17 protein-coding genes are annotated in these 15,290 nt (G+C 40.9%); 8 read left to right on the top strand and 9 right to left on the bottom strand.

Annotated elements, in window-relative coordinates; genetic code table 11:
- Positions 1–78: 78 nt before the first annotated feature.
- The 4 genes from MF4640_RS04815 to MF4640_RS04830 form a co-directional block, all read right to left on the bottom strand.
- Complete coding sequence (locus MF4640_RS04815) at positions 79–534, bottom strand: copper resistance protein NlpE N-terminal domain-containing protein (RefSeq protein ID WP_078388857.1); 456 nt, start codon at positions 532–534, stop codon at positions 79–81.
- Between the two features lie 71 nt (positions 535–605).
- Entirely contained in the window at positions 606–1,856 is a 1,251-nt protein-coding gene (locus tag MF4640_RS04820; RefSeq protein ID WP_078388858.1) for a serine hydrolase domain-containing protein, read from the bottom strand.
- 68 nt (positions 1,857–1,924) lie between these two features.
- Positions 1,925–2,779: a MaoC family dehydratase gene (locus MF4640_RS04825; protein WP_078388859.1), complete on the bottom strand. Its 855-nt coding sequence runs from the start codon at positions 2,777–2,779 to the stop codon at positions 1,925–1,927.
- Positions 2,780–2,931: 152 nt separating this feature from the next.
- Positions 2,932–4,323: a 3-oxoacyl-ACP reductase gene (locus MF4640_RS04830; protein WP_078388860.1), complete on the bottom strand. Its 1,392-nt coding sequence runs from the start codon at positions 4,321–4,323 to the stop codon at positions 2,932–2,934.
- Positions 4,324–4,564: 241 nt separating this feature from the next.
- Here MF4640_RS04830 and MF4640_RS04835 point away from each other — a divergent pair, with 241 nt between their 5' ends.
- Both MF4640_RS04835 and MF4640_RS04840 read left to right on the top strand, forming a co-directional pair.
- Positions 4,565–6,082, top strand: a complete 1,518-nt coding sequence (locus MF4640_RS04835; RefSeq protein ID WP_078388861.1) for an acetyl-CoA C-acetyltransferase — start codon at positions 4,565–4,567, stop codon at positions 6,080–6,082.
- Between the two features lie 105 nt (positions 6,083–6,187).
- Entirely contained in the window at positions 6,188–6,739 is a 552-nt protein-coding gene (locus tag MF4640_RS04840) for a hypothetical protein (RefSeq protein ID WP_078388862.1), read from the top strand.
- 49 nt (positions 6,740–6,788) lie between these two features.
- Here the strand turns inward: MF4640_RS04840 and aceI are convergent, their stop codons facing one another.
- Complete coding sequence (aceI, locus tag MF4640_RS04845; protein ID WP_062032662.1) at positions 6,789–7,223, bottom strand: chlorhexidine efflux PACE transporter AceI; 435 nt, start codon at positions 7,221–7,223, stop codon at positions 6,789–6,791.
- Positions 7,224–7,322: 99 nt separating this feature from the next.
- On the opposite strand from aceI, the gene MF4640_RS04850 reads away from it, so the two are divergent.
- The 4 genes from MF4640_RS04850 to MF4640_RS04865 all read left to right on the top strand — a co-directional run bounded on the left by MF4640_RS04850 (position 7,323) and on the right by MF4640_RS04865 (position 11,311).
- Positions 7,323–8,210, top strand: a complete 888-nt coding sequence (locus MF4640_RS04850; RefSeq protein ID WP_078388863.1) for a LysR family transcriptional regulator — start codon at positions 7,323–7,325, stop codon at positions 8,208–8,210.
- Positions 8,211–8,302: 92 nt separating this feature from the next.
- Complete coding sequence (gene tal, locus MF4640_RS04855; protein WP_005401180.1) at positions 8,303–9,289, top strand: transaldolase; 987 nt, start codon at positions 8,303–8,305, stop codon at positions 9,287–9,289.
- A 70-nt stretch (positions 9,290–9,359) separates the two neighbouring features.
- Positions 9,360–10,010 (top strand): leucine efflux protein LeuE, encoded by a 651-nt coding sequence (gene leuE, locus MF4640_RS04860; RefSeq protein WP_005401179.1) that lies wholly within the window; start codon positions 9,360–9,362, stop codon positions 10,008–10,010.
- A 125-nt stretch (positions 10,011–10,135) separates the two neighbouring features.
- Positions 10,136–11,311: a benzoate/H(+) symporter BenE family transporter gene (locus MF4640_RS04865; RefSeq protein WP_005401178.1), complete on the top strand. Its 1,176-nt coding sequence runs from the start codon at positions 10,136–10,138 to the stop codon at positions 11,309–11,311.
- A gap of 67 nt (positions 11,312–11,378) precedes the next feature.
- Here MF4640_RS04865 and MF4640_RS04870 read toward each other — a convergent pair whose 3' ends face one another.
- The 3 genes from MF4640_RS04870 to MF4640_RS04880 form a co-directional block, all read right to left on the bottom strand.
- Positions 11,379–11,936, bottom strand: coding sequence for a TetR/AcrR family transcriptional regulator (locus MF4640_RS04870; protein WP_078388864.1), 558 nt, complete (start codon positions 11,934–11,936; stop codon positions 11,379–11,381).
- 5 nt (positions 11,937–11,941) lie between these two features.
- Positions 11,942–12,286 carry a DMT family transporter gene (locus MF4640_RS04875; protein ID WP_005401176.1) on the bottom strand — a complete coding sequence of 115 codons (345 nt, stop codon included), beginning with the start codon at positions 12,284–12,286 and terminating at the stop codon, positions 11,942–11,944.
- A gap of 82 nt (positions 12,287–12,368) precedes the next feature.
- Positions 12,369–13,382, bottom strand: coding sequence for an alpha/beta hydrolase (locus MF4640_RS04880; RefSeq protein ID WP_078388865.1), 1,014 nt, complete (start codon positions 13,380–13,382; stop codon positions 12,369–12,371).
- A gap of 302 nt (positions 13,383–13,684) precedes the next feature.
- On the opposite strand from MF4640_RS04880, the gene MF4640_RS04885 reads away from it, so the two are divergent.
- Positions 13,685–14,128, top strand: coding sequence for a universal stress protein (locus MF4640_RS04885; protein ID WP_004696902.1), 444 nt, complete (start codon positions 13,685–13,687; stop codon positions 14,126–14,128).
- Between the two features lie 85 nt (positions 14,129–14,213).
- Positions 14,214–14,657, top strand: a complete 444-nt coding sequence (locus MF4640_RS04890) for a universal stress protein (protein WP_004696899.1) — start codon at positions 14,214–14,216, stop codon at positions 14,655–14,657.
- A 66-nt stretch (positions 14,658–14,723) separates the two neighbouring features.
- On the opposite strand, the gene MF4640_RS04895 is transcribed toward MF4640_RS04890, so the two are convergent.
- Positions 14,724–14,939 (bottom strand): hypothetical protein, encoded by a 216-nt coding sequence (locus MF4640_RS04895; RefSeq protein ID WP_078388866.1) that lies wholly within the window; start codon positions 14,937–14,939, stop codon positions 14,724–14,726.
- Positions 14,940–15,290 lie beyond the last annotated feature (351 nt).

Genomic DNA, 15,290 nt, shown 5'->3' on the forward strand with positions numbered 1-15,290 from the left:
GAAATAAAGTGAGAGCTTTGGAAAAGCAAAAAGATGTAAATATTAAAATGAATTTCTAAAATACAGATATTTAGAAAATTAAGCTGGTTTCACCAAAACAAAATCACTCTGCATTTGATATTTTTTTCCAGTCACATCTTCACGTATTTCTAAAACACCATCTTCTAAATCGATATAAAGTAAGTTTCGCGTTGTCACGTTCATCAACTCTACCTTGTGCTGATCTTGAGCATTAAAACGAAGTGCTCCAGTCAAAGTTTCGATTTCGTTATGCCCACTCAAACTTTCTCGTTTTAGGGTATAGGTCTTGTTTTCATGCAACTCTAGTGCAACTGCCATACCCGGACAGTCTTCACAACGGGACAAACATCCCATACACGGCGTTGTCCCCTGATAACTCCCAACCCACGCAGGAATAATCTGCTTTTGTTCTGCCACTTGAAGTTTAGACTGATCATGTTGCGTTTGATTTGCCTCGGAACAGCCTAACAATAGTCCTGTAGCAACCAGCGGGATAAGAATGGGAGCCTTCATGTCACAAATATTCAAAACCTAAACCGCGACGAACATAACATATTTTAGACGATGACTAAATCTCAGACTTGTCAAAACCAGCCTTTTTTGCCTGTTAAGACCGCATCTGCGCAGCGTAAACTTTCTTGGCTCAAAGCCCAAAGTCGATAATCCCCAGTTAAAGAACCTGTAGCAAAGTTATGTGTATAAGCAAAACTTAGGCCTCGCTCACTGTCACCCCAAGCCCCTGAACCATTAAAGCCCATATGACCAAAACCTTGCTCGGCAGTTTTTCCTAAGGTTAATATACGGTGATAACCCAAGCGCCAATGCATAGGTATCGGCATCACCCGATCTCGATCGGTATATTGCACTCGACTCAATTCAGAAAACACATCTGGACGAATCAACTGCTGACCTTCCCAAATTCTTTTTTGAGATAGCATCGCATACACTTTGGCTAAACTATTGGCTGTAAATACACCATTTGCTGCGGGAATGATCGCCTGAATCGCATCATCATGGTAAAAGCTGACCTTTTTCATGCCTTTGGGAATCATGCCATCCTGAAAATCTTGTGGATCTTGCCCTGACCACTGCATCGCTTTATCAAGCAATGAAACTTTACGCACTTTCGTTGGACTTTTTTGATTTGGTTGGATAGATACAGGACGAGTAATAGGTCGTGCGATACGTTTTAATTCAGCACTGGGTGCACCAAAGTAAGCCCCATCTAGCTCAAGTGGCTCAACTAAATAGGTTTGGAAGAGTTCCGTTAAACGTTTCCCCGTTGCTTTTTCCAAAGCACCACCGACCAGCCAACCAAATGACAAAGGTTGATAAGCAGCATCTTCACCAATTGCAAAGCGTGGTTGTGCCTTTTCAAATACGTCTAACATATGTGCCCAATCCAACATCTCTGTTGCATCGGCAATGTTATTACGGATATCAAATAATCCACTTTGATGACTTAGCACATGTCTTAGCGTCATCTTTCCTTTGCCATTTTGGGCAAATTCAGGCCAATAATCCGCAATCGGTTGATCGTAACTCAGCACACCTTGACTGACTAAAATATGCGCCAAGGTTGCGAGCACGCCTTTGCCTGTCGAATAACACACCGACATGGTATTGGCCTGCCAAAGAGAATCTACCGCTGCCAAACCCGTATAGATATCAACAACTTTTTCACCTTGAAAATATAAAACACAAGCTGCACCACCATATGCTGAACGAGCATCCTGTAAGCGGCTAAACAGATGGGCAACACTTTGAAAACGTGGGTCAACATAGCCTTGGTAATGGTTCGGATTCGCTTGTAAATATTGTTTTAAAATTTTCATTTACACATCCTTGTATTTTTAAGCTGGCATAAAAAAGCCCAGTGTAATCTAAACTGGGCTTTTTAAAATTATAGTGCTTTGACCTGTCCCGTCACATGCGGTTTTTGGTTCTTACTATTTCGAATTAAGAAAGCGGTATTTGCACCTTCTGTCGCGGTCATAAAATCAACAGTTGACGGTAAATACATCGGCAGTTTAAACCAAACATCCGCCTCATAAGCATCAGGCAATGTGATCGAAGCCAACGCTCGGGCCTTACTCCACATGCCGTGCGCAATGGCCTGTTTGAAACCAAAAGCTTTTGCTGTCACTGCATGAATGTGGATGAGGTTGAAGTCGCCCGAGGTCATTGCATAACGACGACCTGTGTTTTCAGAGACTTCCCAGACTGCATTCGGCTGATAATCTGGAGTCGTTGCTTCAACTAATTTTGGTGCTGTTTTACCATCGGTTTTTTGACGTGCTAAATACGTGGTCAATGCTTCAACCACCACTTCATTACCAACTTTCACCGTGGTAATAAAATCGAACTGAACACCTTTATCATGTGGCTCAAGCGCGCCATATTTACATGATAAAGTGAGGGTTTCATTAACGTCAACTTTACGCATTTGTTTGATTTGATTGCGAATATGCACCAAACCTAGCACAGGAAATGGAAACGGCTCTTGCCCCATCATGTGCATTTGTAGGCTTTGCGATAATACGGCCAAATAAATCGCAGGAATATAACCATTATTTTTAAAGCCACACACTTGGTTATAAGCTTTCAAATGTTTTTGATCGACGTTAAAAGAATCCACCACATACTCAACCTGCGGTAAGACTTTTTCACCTTTTGGTTTTTTAAAGATCAAACCTTGAATGACTTTCGGATAAGCCATATATGGTTTTGGAAGTTGACTAAAATGGCGAGTCTTCATACTGAACCTTTGAGAAGTTTTTATTTCAATATTTTTGAAAGCACCATCTCCCTCAGGGAGAAGGTTGGGATGAGGGAAAAATACCATCCCATTTATAATATAAAGAATTTATCTCCCCCCTCTATAAGGAGAGATAAATTCAAGCTTTTAAATTAAGCACCCAACAAGCTTTGACCACAAACGCGTACCACGTTGCCGTTTAAACCAGTCGATGCTGTCGCTGCAAATAAAGCAATGGTTTCAGCAACATCTACAGGTAAACCACCTTGGCTCATCGAGTTCATACGACGCCCTGCTTCGCGGATTGCAAATGGAATCGCAGCAGTCATTTGCGTTTCAATGAAACCTGGTGCAACCGCATTGATGGTAATGCCATTCGTCAACGTTGGAGCAGTAAATTTAACTACACCAATGACACCTGCTTTCGACACAGCATAGTTAGTTTGACCTAGGTTACCTGCAATACCTGAAATAGATGATACACAAACAATACGACCATTGGCATTTAAACCCTCGTTCGCAAGTAAATAATCATTTACACGTTCAATTGCAGACAGGTTAATGTTAATCACCAAGTCCCAAAGCTCAGGCTTCATATTTGCCAACGTTTTGTCGCGGGTAATACCTGCGTTATGCACGATGATGTCTAAACCACCTTGAGCAGCTGCCGCAGCTTTAATTTTTTCACCTGCATCGTTTGCTGTGATATCAATTGCCAGTGTTGAACCACCGATCTCACCTGCAACACGGTCAAGATCTGCTTGTTGCTGTGGTACGTCTAAACAAATCACATGCGCGCCATCACGTGCCAAGACATGTGCAATCGCTTCACCAATACCGCGGCTTGCACCTGTTACTACAGCAGTTTTACCTGCCAGTGGTTTTGCCCAGTCTACATCTACAACAGCAGCTTTAGATACGCGAATCATTTGACCAGAAACATAAGCAGAACGTGGCGATGCTGCAAAACGTATAGTTGACTCAAGATTTGCTTCTGCACCTGCATCCACATAAATCAAATGTGCTGCAATCCCCTTTTTAAATTCTTTACCGACAGACTTCACGAAGCCTTCAAGCGCGCGTTGTGCAATCGCTTTTTTCACGCTACCCGCAGTTTCAGGTGTCGTACCTATCACAATCACACGACCAGAAGCAGCCACTTGACGTGCGATAGGGTTAAAGAAGTTATATAACTCATTGAGTTGCTCTGATGACTCAATGCCAGATGCATCAAAAATAACAACTTTGAATTTAGACTCTTTGTCGCCTGCATTAAATGCACTTAAATTTAAGCCCACTTGAGCCGCAGCTTGCTGTAACTGTGCATTGTTACCTGCATAGCTATTGGCGTGAACATTTGCCAACACTTGCGCAACTGCACCAGATAATGAACTATTTGCTGCTGCACCCAGTAAAACAGCACCTTTAATCACAGGCGTTGCTGACTCAAAACGGTCTAAAAAAGTTGGTGCAGGTAAACCCAAATTTTTAATGACAAATTTACCAATCGGAGATTTTGCGAATGTTTGGTATTGATCAGTCATGTTTTTTATCTCTCATACAAATTAATTGTTGATGGATTCAAAGATATCCTTTTAACTTCAAAGTGATGTCTAGAGTCTTATATTTCAATAGTTCCATCGGTTTCTATAGAATCATACTTGAGTTATAGATGATATGTCTTGACCTGAAAGCATGTTGCAATGTCATTCTAGTCAATTCAGCCCTTTTTATAATATGCTAATGTACACCCTAAGAATAGATTAACATGCTTGGAAAAGCCTTATGAGCAAAACAACTCAAGAAAATCCAGCAGTGGAAAATTCTGCTACGGAAACTGTGTCAAATACATCAAAAAGTACACCGCGTAGAACTAAAAGTACTGGCACAACAACCCAATCAGTAAATAACACGACTAAGCCGACTCGCACTCGTGCTGCGTCAACTCGTAGTAAAAGCCCCGCTTCTTCTACAAATGCTTCAAAACCAAAAACTCAAACTGCTGTTCAACAGGATCAAACCATGAGTCAAAACACTGTTCGCCGCGTGGCTATTATCGGTGGTAACCGTATTCCTTTCGCTCGCTCAAATGGCGCATATTTCACCGCTTCAAATACAGATATGTTCACAGCAGCGCTAAACGGTCTTGTTGAACGTTTTAACCTTCAAGGTCAACGCCTTGGTGAAGTGGTTGCTGGTGCGGTACTTAAACACAGCCGTGACTTTAACATGACCCGTGAATGTGTACTAAACACGGCACTTGCACCAGAAACACCTGCTTACGATATTCAGCAAGCATGTGGTACGGGCTTACAAGCAGCATTCTTAGTTGCGAACAAAATCGCACTGGGCCAAATTGAAGTGGGTGTGGCTGGTGGTGTAGATACGACTTCTGATGCACCAATTGCGTTTGGTGATGGTTTACGTAAAGCATTGCTTGAACTCAACATTGCAAAAACGGGTAAAGACCGTTTAAAAGCTTTAACTAAAATCAACCTAAAAGACTTGATGGATGCGCCGAAAAATGGTGAGCCACGTACAGGTCTTTCTATGGGTGATCACCAAGCGATTACTGCGCTTGAATGGGGTATTGCACGTGAAGCACAAGACGAACTTGCTGCATCTTCACACCAAAAAATGGCTGCGGCTTACGAAGAAGGCTTCTTCGATGACCTGATCACACCATTTTTAGGTTTAGAGCGTGACAACAACTTACGTGCTGACTCTACTGTTGAAAAACTTGCTAAGCTCAAACCAGCTTTTGGTAAAGGCGATGCACGTACCATGACTGCGGGCAACTCAACACCACTTACGGATGGTGCATCTTGTGTGCTTTTAGCGTCTGAAGAATGGGCGAAAGCAAACGGTCACGAAGTGCTTGCTTACTTAACCTTCCAAGAAACAGCTGCTGTTGATTTCGTTGAGAAAAAAGAAGGCTTATTGATGGCACCTGCTTATGCAGTTCCACGTATGCTTGAGCGTGCTGGCATTAAACTTCAAGACTTCGACTACTATGAAATTCATGAAGCATTTGCATCGCAAGTTCTTTCAACATTGAAAGCTTGGGAAGATCCAAAATTCTGTAAAGACCGTTTAGGTTTAGATGCTCCACTCGGTTCAATTGACCGCACTAAACTCAACGTAAAAGGTTCTTCACTCGCAGCAGGTCACCCATTTGCTGCAACGGGTGGCCGTATCATTGCTACTGCTGCGAAGCTGATTAACCAAAAAGGTTCAGGTCGCGTACTTGTTTCAATTTGTGCTGCAGGTGGTCAAGGTGTAACAGCGATTATTGAAAAATAATCTCGCCTTCGCCGTTAAAAAGCACCTCTTTTGAGGTGCTTTTTAACTGGTCAAAACCATCAATTTGCTCTATAGATAAAAAATAAAATAACCAAATACAAAAATATGCGAAATTCATTCCCATTATTGGCTTACCTCAATACACCCATTCGCTATTATTATTTTTACCTCATTCCCTTAGGACTAGCACTCCTTATGGTCAGTTTTGATGTTCACTTTCAAGGCGTGTTTCCAAGTACCATCGCATCCAACTTATCCAGTCCACATAAATATCTCAATGACTTTTTTGGTATATGTACTTTCATATGCATTGCCCTTATTTTTATCAATTATTTTCGAGTACAGCTCAACAGACAACAAATCCAGCACATTAAACTACACTACGCAAAACTGAATACACAGCAACGTTCAATGTTTAGCCCGTTAGGCTTATTGTTTTTTATTTTTATGTTGCTCTTTTTCTGCTTAAGCTGGTTTTTGATCAGTGATGAAATCCCATACACAGATTCCAGTACAAAGAAAGGCGCAACCATGGTCTATCTAAAAGGCTTTGCTCATCCGTATATTATCGCTGTAGTGAATAGCTTACACTATGCCCTCACGGTTCTTTTTGCCTTGATGACCCCTTATATTTTCAATGTTAGAAAATTCACATAAGAATCACTGCACATTAAAAAATAAGCCACGACATTGCGTGGCTTATTTTTTAATTTGAATATTGTGCTTCAGGTTGAATACCCAATTTCGCTTCCAGCATGTCATAACACCACTGGAAGATAAAGGTATAAACCAAAATACACATGGTTAAACTGAAGTCGAGCACGATGGCTTGCCAAATACTCATTTGCATTGCATATGCGACCATTGGGATAGTTGCAAGCATCAAACCACCTTCAAAACCAATCGCGTGAAGAACACGCACGCCGATGGTTCTTTTTAGCTTTCTTTTCGCTTCAAACTTTTCAAAAAAATGGTTAAACACCATATTCCATATGACCGAAGTGACAGCCATGGCAATACCGAGTACACCTGTGACTTCTAAAGGCATATGGAATATGAAACTTAAGGCAACAGCAATGATCACCAATAGGATGATTTCATAGCTGAGCGCATGAATAATCCTTCTTTTGGAAATCAACATTTTTAATTACTCTTTCATGATTGGATGTTGGCTATTTTATTTTTATAATATTGATTAATCGAGTTAGGTTCTTTCAATAAAATTGAAAAATAGAGAATTATGAATATCAATCAAGAGCAACTGATTATTTTTAAAACCGTGATTGAGTCAGGCTCATTTTCAGCTGCTGCACGCAAGTTGGGTAAAGTACCATCGGCCGTGAGTATGTCAATTGCTAACTTGGAAATAGACTTAAACTTACAACTCTTTTTACGTGAAGGACGTGAGCCCACAGCAACAGCACAAGCAATCACTTTGTACGAAAAGACCGAGCAACTGCTGACCGAAATGAATCAATGGAAACAGCATGCCTATGCCCTAAGCCATGGTTTGGAGTCCTCGCTCAACATTGTAGTGGTATCTGAGCTTCTACATATGCAATGGATCGACTACATCGCGATATTAGAGGCCGAATTTCCCAGTCTACAAATCAATATTTTTTCTGCACCTCAAGAAGATGCGCAGAAAATGTTACTCAACGGCACAGCACAACTGGCGCTAATGTTTGAACGTGAGCAACTGGAAAGCAGCGAACAGTTTGTAGAATTAAAACTCGAAACTTTAGTTCCCGTCGCCAATAAGGACTTTATTCTGGCTCAATTTCCACAAGTCAGCTTTGAACAAATTCAACATAGCCGTCAAATCGTGGTTGCCAGTCGCGATAAAAGCATTAAGCCAGAATTGCTGTATTCCAAACAGTATTGGCGGACAGACAACCATCACTCAGCTTGCGCTTTAATCATGCAAAACTTTGGTTGGGGTGTTTTACCCTTAGAAATGTTGAATGAAAACCCTCAGCTCAAAAAACAGCTCAAAATATTAGATCTGCTAGATTTCACCCCGAAGTTTGAATATTTTGTGGACTTGGTCTGGAGTCGCGAAAGTGAATTGGGCGCGGCTGCGCGTTTTTTAATCCAATACATCCGAAATCAGCGTAAAAAAGTATAATAACTGCTGTTAAAACGTCCGAATCTACTTGGGTTAAAAGCAGTTTGTGCTATAAATAATTTACGGGTAATAACTTTAAGAACTAACGATCAATGACACAAACAGCATTAAACCAATTAAAAAACTTAACCACAATTGTTGCCGACAGTAGCGATTTAGCGGCGATTAACCAATTTCGTCCGCTCGATGCAACCACCAATCCATCTCTAATTACAGCCGCTGCAAGTCAACCTGAAAATAAAGAGTTGATTGAAGATGCTTTCGCCCAAGCCAAAGCGGAAGGCTTCGAAGATGACTTACTTATTGAACGCACAATCGACATTCTTACCGTCAAATTTGGTGTTGAAATTCTCAAGTTGATCGAAGGTCGTGTTTCCACAGAAGTAGATGCAGCGCTGTCTTATGATACCAATGCCACCATTGAAAAAGCCAAAGAGCTGCTGACGTTATATAAAAACTATGGCGTAGATCAAGATCGTATTTTAATTAAAATTGCTTCGACATGGGCAGGCATTCAAGCAGCGAAAGTGCTAGAAGCTGAAGGTATCCATACCAACTTAACGCTTTTGTTTGGTGTGCATCAAGCACATGCTTGTGCGGAGGCGAATGTCACTTTAATTTCACCTTTTGTTGGGCGTATTTTAGATTGGTACAAAAAGGCCGAAGGCGTGGACAGCTATCCCGTTGAAAAAGACCCTGGCGTACTCTCTGTGAAGCAAATTTACCAGTTCTATAAAGCACATGGGGTCAAAACAGAAATTATGGGCGCAAGCTTCCGTAGTATTGACCAAGTGTTGGGACTAGCTGGCTGTGACCTGCTGACTGTTGCACCTAATTTATTGGCTGCACTTGAACAAGACACGCGTGAAGTCAAAGCACAACTGTCAGCATGTGATATTGCACCAGCGACAACTGCACTTAACGCACTCGGTGAAACTGAGTTTAGAGATCAAATTGAACATGACCTCATGGCAACGCAACTGCTCCAAGGGGGGATTGATGGATTTATTAAAGCTCGTCAACAGCTGAACACACTGTTACGTCAGTCTTTTGGTTTAGATGAAGAAATTTCAGCTTAACTTGATTTTTCTTCTTTTAAAAGCCGATTTTGTTATCATGCAACATCGGCTTTTTTATTGAGAATACGTTGTGTTTGGTATTATCGACATCGGTACTTATATCATCGGTACAATTCTAATTGTGATTTTGCCAGGCCCAAATTCTCTTTATGTGATGTCTATTGCCTCACGATTTGGTATTAAAACGGGATACTGGGGTGCGTTGGGTGTTTTCACAGGTGATTTGATCCTCATTCTATGTACCGTGCTGGGTGCAGCATCTCTTTTACATGCTTTTCCTTGGCTGTTTATTTTATTAAAAATTGTAGGTGCACTGTACCTGTCATACTTGGGTATAAAGCTCTTGATTGCAGGAGTCAAAACCTGGAGCTCTAGCCCACAACAGCTTGCAGCAAGTACAGATCAGAGTACTTTACAAACCTTGCATCCTTTTCGCTCAGCGTTGACCATTAGCCTTTTAAACCCAAAAGCTATTTTGTTTTATCTGTCTTTTTTTGTGCAGTTTGTCGACCCCAATTATGCCTACCCAGCACTGAGCTTTGCCTTACTTTCTATTATTCTGCAAATCATCAGTATGGCCTATCTTAGTATCCTGATTTTTTCAGGTATTAAGCTGGCGAGCTATTTCAACCGACAGTTCAAAGTTGCCGCCGTTGCGGTGGCGACCGTCGGTCTGCTGTTTTGTGGCTTCGGCTTAAAACTGGCACTTTCCACACTGTAATTTTCGTGAATAATCTCATTATTTTCGATAAAAAATCCATCATGTGCTGTTTTCTTTTTCAAGAACCAGCATATGATCCTTGAACAATAGTAATTTTCACTCATTCAAATTATGTTTTGATCTTCATGCAAAAATTATTTCAAGATTTCTCAGTTCCAGCAGTATTCGCAGGTTTTATTACCTTCCTCATTGGCATTAGTGTGTCTTCAGTCTTGGTCATTCAATCCGCCCAAGTCTTAGGTGCAAATACCGCGCAAATCAACTCATGGTTCTGGGCTTTAGGTCTAGGTATTGGTTTGAGTGGCCTGCTTTTATCTTGGAAACTGAAATATCCTGTATCGACCTCATGGTCTACGGCAGCACTGGCCTTAATTATTGCGACAGGCAGTGGTTATAGTTTACATGAAGCAATTGGCGCATTTTTGGTCTGTGGTTTAGTTACTGCCATTTTGGGCTTTTTCGGTATCTTTGAAAAAGTACTGACGTATATCCCGCAAAGCCTAACCAGTGCCATGCTGGCAGGTGTGTTATTGAAGTTTGGTATTTCATTGTTCGCCAGTATGCAAGACCATTGGGGTTTTATTTTATCCATGCTGGCGGCTTATATTGTTTCTAAGCGACTTACCCCACGTTATTGCATTGTCATTACAGTGATTGCAGGCTTGTTACTCTGCCCGTTATTCTTAGACTTCCATACTCCTCAAATCACATGGAGCCTAGCGCAACCTGTTTGGATGGCACCGGAGTTCAGCATGTCTGCTATTTTAGGTTTAGCACTACCTTTGTTTGTGATCAATATGGCATCGCAGTACTTACCGGGTATTGCTATGATTAAAAGCTATGGCTATAGCCCCCACGTCAATCAACTGATTGGTTGGACGGGTACCGCCCAAGCTTTACTCGCACCCTTTGGCTGTTATAGTGTCAATACCGCAGCAATTAGTGCAGCCGTCAGTTTAGATGAACAAGTTCACCCTGATCCATCGAAACGTTATATTGCGGGCATGAGCTGCGGTTTCTTCTACATCTTAATGGGACTATTCGCAGCCACCCTGACCAGTCTTTTGCTGTCTTTCCCTGCGATTTTTATTACAGCATTGGCTGGTATTGCTTTGTTTGGCACGATTAGTCATAACATCGCGATTGCATTTGAAGCGGTATCAGACTGTGAAGCTGCCCTCATGACGTTCTTATTCAGCGCATCTGGGGTACAGTTCTTTGGCATTGGTTCTGCCTTTTGGGGGCTACTCTTTGGTTTTGCAGTTATGCTTATATTTAAGTTAAGGGCCAAAAAAGTTTAAGCCCTCATATAAAAAAGCACCCTCGATGAGTGCTTTTTTTATTTTCAAATATTGCTAACTTGAAAAATTAATGCTGATAACTTCGTTGAATCAATTCTTGCTTAAGTTGCATGGTCTCAGACAGATTTTCCACCTCGGTAAATGCTGTGAGCCAAATGCCATCTGCAGCATAGCGTAGAATTTTAAGCTCCAAATCATTGTCTGTATCCTGATGTCGCGCTAAACGTTTTTCTAGCCACTCAATCCAATACTCATTAAAGGTACGATCCGTCAGCATAATCATCGAAATAGCTGACCAAGAATGCTCTAAGCCTAGCACCTGCTTTTCTAGAGTAATTTCAATATAGGCTCGGGTAAAGCAACCATAACGATCACGGTCTTGGCTAATCAACTCATCAACAACACGATCTAATTGTTCAAGCTGTACCACAACCATCGCTTCAAGTAGCTTTTGTTTGTTTGGAAAATGATGAAAAACACCACCCTTACTCACGCCAACCAAATCAGCAACTGCTTGTATGGAAACCCCAGTCACGCCTTTTTCAGCAGCCAAACAGATCGCATGTTGTAGAATACTTTGGCGAACCTGTTCCGGTGCCTTTTTACGTGGACTTGCTTGTTGCATCGAACTTAATGCCCTGTTGAGTTTGAAAATAAGTTAATTACGACCACACCAGAAACAATCAGTGCAATACCGATCATTGCTGCGAAATCTAGACTTTGTCGGAAAACAAAGTAACCAATCAGAGCGGTTAAAACAATACCAACACCCGCCCAAATCGCATAAGCAATACCCAATGGAATCACTTTAATCACTTGAGACAATAAATAAAATGCCAACGAAAATAAAACTACTACCGCCAGTGAAGGCAATAGCTTGGTAAAACCTTCCGACTTTACCAAAAAAGTCGAACCAATCACTTCAGAAATAATTGCCATCGCCAGCAAAGCATAAGCCATTAATATAGGATTCATCAGAAACTCAACAATAAACATACCGATCGGTCGGTATGTTATTAAAATAGCAAAAACTAAACAAGGCTTTCTGCATACTTTTTTATTTTGTTTCAGTCGGCCTTGAGGCTTGCTTTATAAAATCAATAGTTCGATCAAAGGTGATCTGACTCGCTTGTTTGCTCATCATGAACTGATATTCATGCACCAAAAACTCCTTAGAGTCTGGATAAAAAGCCTCCGTGACTGCAACCTGATGCTGTTTCAACACCTCGACGAAAGGTAAAGACTGGCTCTTGGTTAAAAAGTCTTTATTTCCCCCACTGATAAAGACAGGTGGATACTGTGGCGTAATATGCTCACTGGTTGAAATTGACTTTAAAAAAGCTGCATCCTCTTTACGCTCTCCTGTATACGCTTGAACCAAGTTATAAACGCCCCATTCAATGAACCTGAGTTCCTCAGGAGCGGTGTTCACAAAGCGATATAAGTCATAAATACCACAATGCAAAATTAGCCCTTTAAGCTGTTTCGGCTGAATGCTCGGCTTAAAATTGGATGCTTGAGCAAATGCGGGATTCGTCAAAAGTGCAGCATAATGACTGGCAATATTGGCTCCAGCAGAGTCTCCTGCTAGATACAGCTGGTTCGGGTTAATATGATACTGAGCAGCATTCAATTGTAAGAAATTCAGTGCATGATCGACTTGCTGTAACTGAGTGGGATAAATAGCCTCAGGTGCAAACTGATACTCTACCGAGACCACGTTAAAGCCTTGATTGGCCAAAAGTTTGAAATAACCTCGCGCATGCTCTTTTGACCCCGAAACCCACCCGCCGCCATGAATCCAAACCACCGTGGGCACTGTGTTTAATTGCTCAATATTTTGGGGTTGATAGATGTCAACATTCAGCTCAGGACTAGCTTGATATGGAATATTATTATGTACGATGACATCGGGAGGAGCAAAACGATCCAGCATTTTCATTTGAATACTGGTTGCTGTGTTAAATGTACCCGCAATCAGTTTGGTGTTCTTTTCTACACTTTGACACGCGCTCAAAAGCACAATCATGAAAATAGCACTAAGTACTTTTATTATCGATTGAAAAATCATACTGTTCGGCCCCACCCTTTTTTCAAATGATTCTAATACAATCTCTATCGCATCGCATGATTAAACAGATCTCATTGCAGCCTCATTTAAACACTAGAAACATCTTTTAAAGAATATTGCTTTAAATCTGAAACTTGAGTTTTTCACTCAAGATTTTGGACACGTAAATCGGCTTTTTTTTGAATTATTTTCTTTAAATTTCATGAATTTTCAATTTTTAGCCCGATCAAAATTGAACATTTAATGGCAGTGTGTTATCAATAAATTAAGAACTAAATCTTATACAAAAAGGAGTCCCTCTGATGGCTTACCAACATATTTTAGTCCCTGTTGACGGTTCACAAATTTCTTTTTCTGCGGTTAAACAAGCGGCTGAAATTGCCAAAGTTTTTGGCAGTCAACTCACATTGATTAGCTTAGTCGCTGAAGACCCACTCAAAGATGCTGATTTTTACTATACTTCTCCAATCATGAAAGACTATTTCATACAAGCCTACAACAATGCTGAGAAAGCCCTTCAGGATGCAGTTCAAATTGCACAAGAACAAGGTGTGACAGCTCAGTCTAAAATCATCAAAGGTGAAGTCTCTGAAGATGCTGTGGTCGAAGCGGCTGCTTCACTAAAAAATGACTTGATTGTGATGGGTTCACATGGCCGTAAAGGCTTTCAAAAATTCCTATTAGGCAGCTTTGCTCAAGATGTTCTCAAGTCTACTGAGCTCCCAGTTCTCATTGTTAAAGCTTAATCAACTATAACGCGTCTTTATATGAATTGATTTCGCATATACTGCAAAATGATCCGTATAAAGATGCACCCTTAAGGAGAAGATAATGAGCTACAAACACATTTTGGTTGCCGTCGATGAATCCCCGATGTCTTATGCTGCTGTTGAACAAGCACTTGAGTTAGCCAAAGATTTAAACAGTCGTGTGACGCTCATGAGTGTGATTGCGGTCGATCCATTTGTCGGTGTCGACTTCTATAAAGTTGCACCAGCCATCACCGACTATTTCCTACATGCTGAAAAAGTTGCTCAAGACCGTTTAGCCGAAGTAAAGCTCTCATTTGACCGTGATGAAATTGAGGTGGATACCAAAGTAATTCGCGGCATCTCTCCTTCTGAAGGTATTATTCATGTGGCCGATGAAGTCGGTGCAGACCTAATTTTGATGGGCTCACATGGCCGTACAGGTTTTAAAAAGATGATGTTAGGCAGTGTGGCGCAAAATGTTCTCACGCAGTCTCCGATACCTGTGCTAATCGTAAAAGTTTAAGTATTGTTTTAAATAAAAAAGACTGCCGAAGCAGTCTTTTTTATTTGGCAGAACTCGTTCACGTCATTAGTTTTTGCTAATCTGCTGATGCAAATTTTGCAAATAATGCTCTGCTGCCGACTGTTGCATAAAAGTTTTTTGAAATAAGCCCGAAGCCTGATGGTTATGCGGGCTATACTCAACATTGACTTGAAATGTTCCCAGTTCAGCACTTTTCGCAATACGAATAGCAATAATATGAACGGTATTTAAATAAAACCCATCTTCAATTTTAACTAACATATCTGTTTACACTCTACATGTTTATCTGCCCAATAGCCTGTATACATAAGCCGAAAAAAATACAGAATATTGAGCTAATCATCTGTTATACCATAACATTATACCCATAAAATGCGATTCATTTCACACTATTCACATGAATGTTCATTATTTATAAAAATACCAATGTGCACTCTTCATGCTGTCATTCTTCAGTTTGCATAAAAAAAGCCAGTCATTAGACTTAATGCTGATCAGTTAAGACAAAATAGCTGAAATGCGGTAAAAATGAGCGTATCCAGATACGCTCATTTTTTTATGACTTTTTCTCAGAATTTAAGTTCAGCATTTCAGCAGACAGCTCCTTCACTT

Source organism: Acinetobacter sp. MF4640 (assembly GCF_002018895.1).
Lineage (GTDB): Bacteria > Pseudomonadota > Gammaproteobacteria > Pseudomonadales > Moraxellaceae > Acinetobacter > Acinetobacter johnsonii.

What these genes read in the sequence shown, in the direction of transcription:
- MF4640_RS04835 (WP_078388861.1), top strand. Translation starts at nt 4,565, where the DNA reads ATGAGCAAAACAACTCAAGAAAATCCAGCAGTGGAAAATTCTGCTACG.
- MF4640_RS04865 (WP_005401178.1), top strand. Translation starts at nt 10,136, where the DNA reads ATGCAAAAATTATTTCAAGATTTCTCAGTTCCAGCAGTATTCGCAGGT.
- MF4640_RS04880 (WP_078388865.1), bottom strand. Translation starts at nt 13,382, where the DNA reads ATGATTTTTCAATCGATAATAAAAGTACTTAGTGCTATTTTCATGATT.
- MF4640_RS04815 (WP_078388857.1), bottom strand. Translation starts at nt 534, where the DNA reads ATGAAGGCTCCCATTCTTATCCCGCTGGTTGCTACAGGACTATTGTTA.
- MF4640_RS04870 (WP_078388864.1), bottom strand. Translation starts at nt 11,936, where the DNA reads ATGCAACAAGCAAGTCCACGTAAAAAGGCACCGGAACAGGTTCGCCAA.
- MF4640_RS04890 (WP_004696899.1), top strand. Translation starts at nt 14,214, where the DNA reads ATGAGCTACAAACACATTTTGGTTGCCGTCGATGAATCCCCGATGTCT.
- tal (WP_005401180.1), top strand. Translation starts at nt 8,303, where the DNA reads ATGACACAAACAGCATTAAACCAATTAAAAAACTTAACCACAATTGTT.
- MF4640_RS04840 (WP_078388862.1), top strand. Translation starts at nt 6,188, where the DNA reads ATGCGAAATTCATTCCCATTATTGGCTTACCTCAATACACCCATTCGC.
- MF4640_RS04875 (WP_005401176.1), bottom strand. Translation starts at nt 12,286, where the DNA reads ATGAATCCTATATTAATGGCTTATGCTTTGCTGGCGATGGCAATTATT.
- aceI (WP_062032662.1), bottom strand. Translation starts at nt 7,223, where the DNA reads ATGTTGATTTCCAAAAGAAGGATTATTCATGCGCTCAGCTATGAAATC.
- MF4640_RS04830 (WP_078388860.1), bottom strand. Translation starts at nt 4,323, where the DNA reads ATGACTGATCAATACCAAACATTCGCAAAATCTCCGATTGGTAAATTT.
- MF4640_RS04885 (WP_004696902.1), top strand. Translation starts at nt 13,685, where the DNA reads ATGGCTTACCAACATATTTTAGTCCCTGTTGACGGTTCACAAATTTCT.
- MF4640_RS04895 (WP_078388866.1), bottom strand. Translation starts at nt 14,939, where the DNA reads ATGTTAGTTAAAATTGAAGATGGGTTTTATTTAAATACCGTTCATATT.
- MF4640_RS04850 (WP_078388863.1), top strand. Translation starts at nt 7,323, where the DNA reads ATGAATATCAATCAAGAGCAACTGATTATTTTTAAAACCGTGATTGAG.
- MF4640_RS04820 (WP_078388858.1), bottom strand. Translation starts at nt 1,856, where the DNA reads ATGAAAATTTTAAAACAATATTTACAAGCGAATCCGAACCATTACCAA.
- MF4640_RS04825 (WP_078388859.1), bottom strand. Translation starts at nt 2,779, where the DNA reads ATGAAGACTCGCCATTTTAGTCAACTTCCAAAACCATATATGGCTTAT.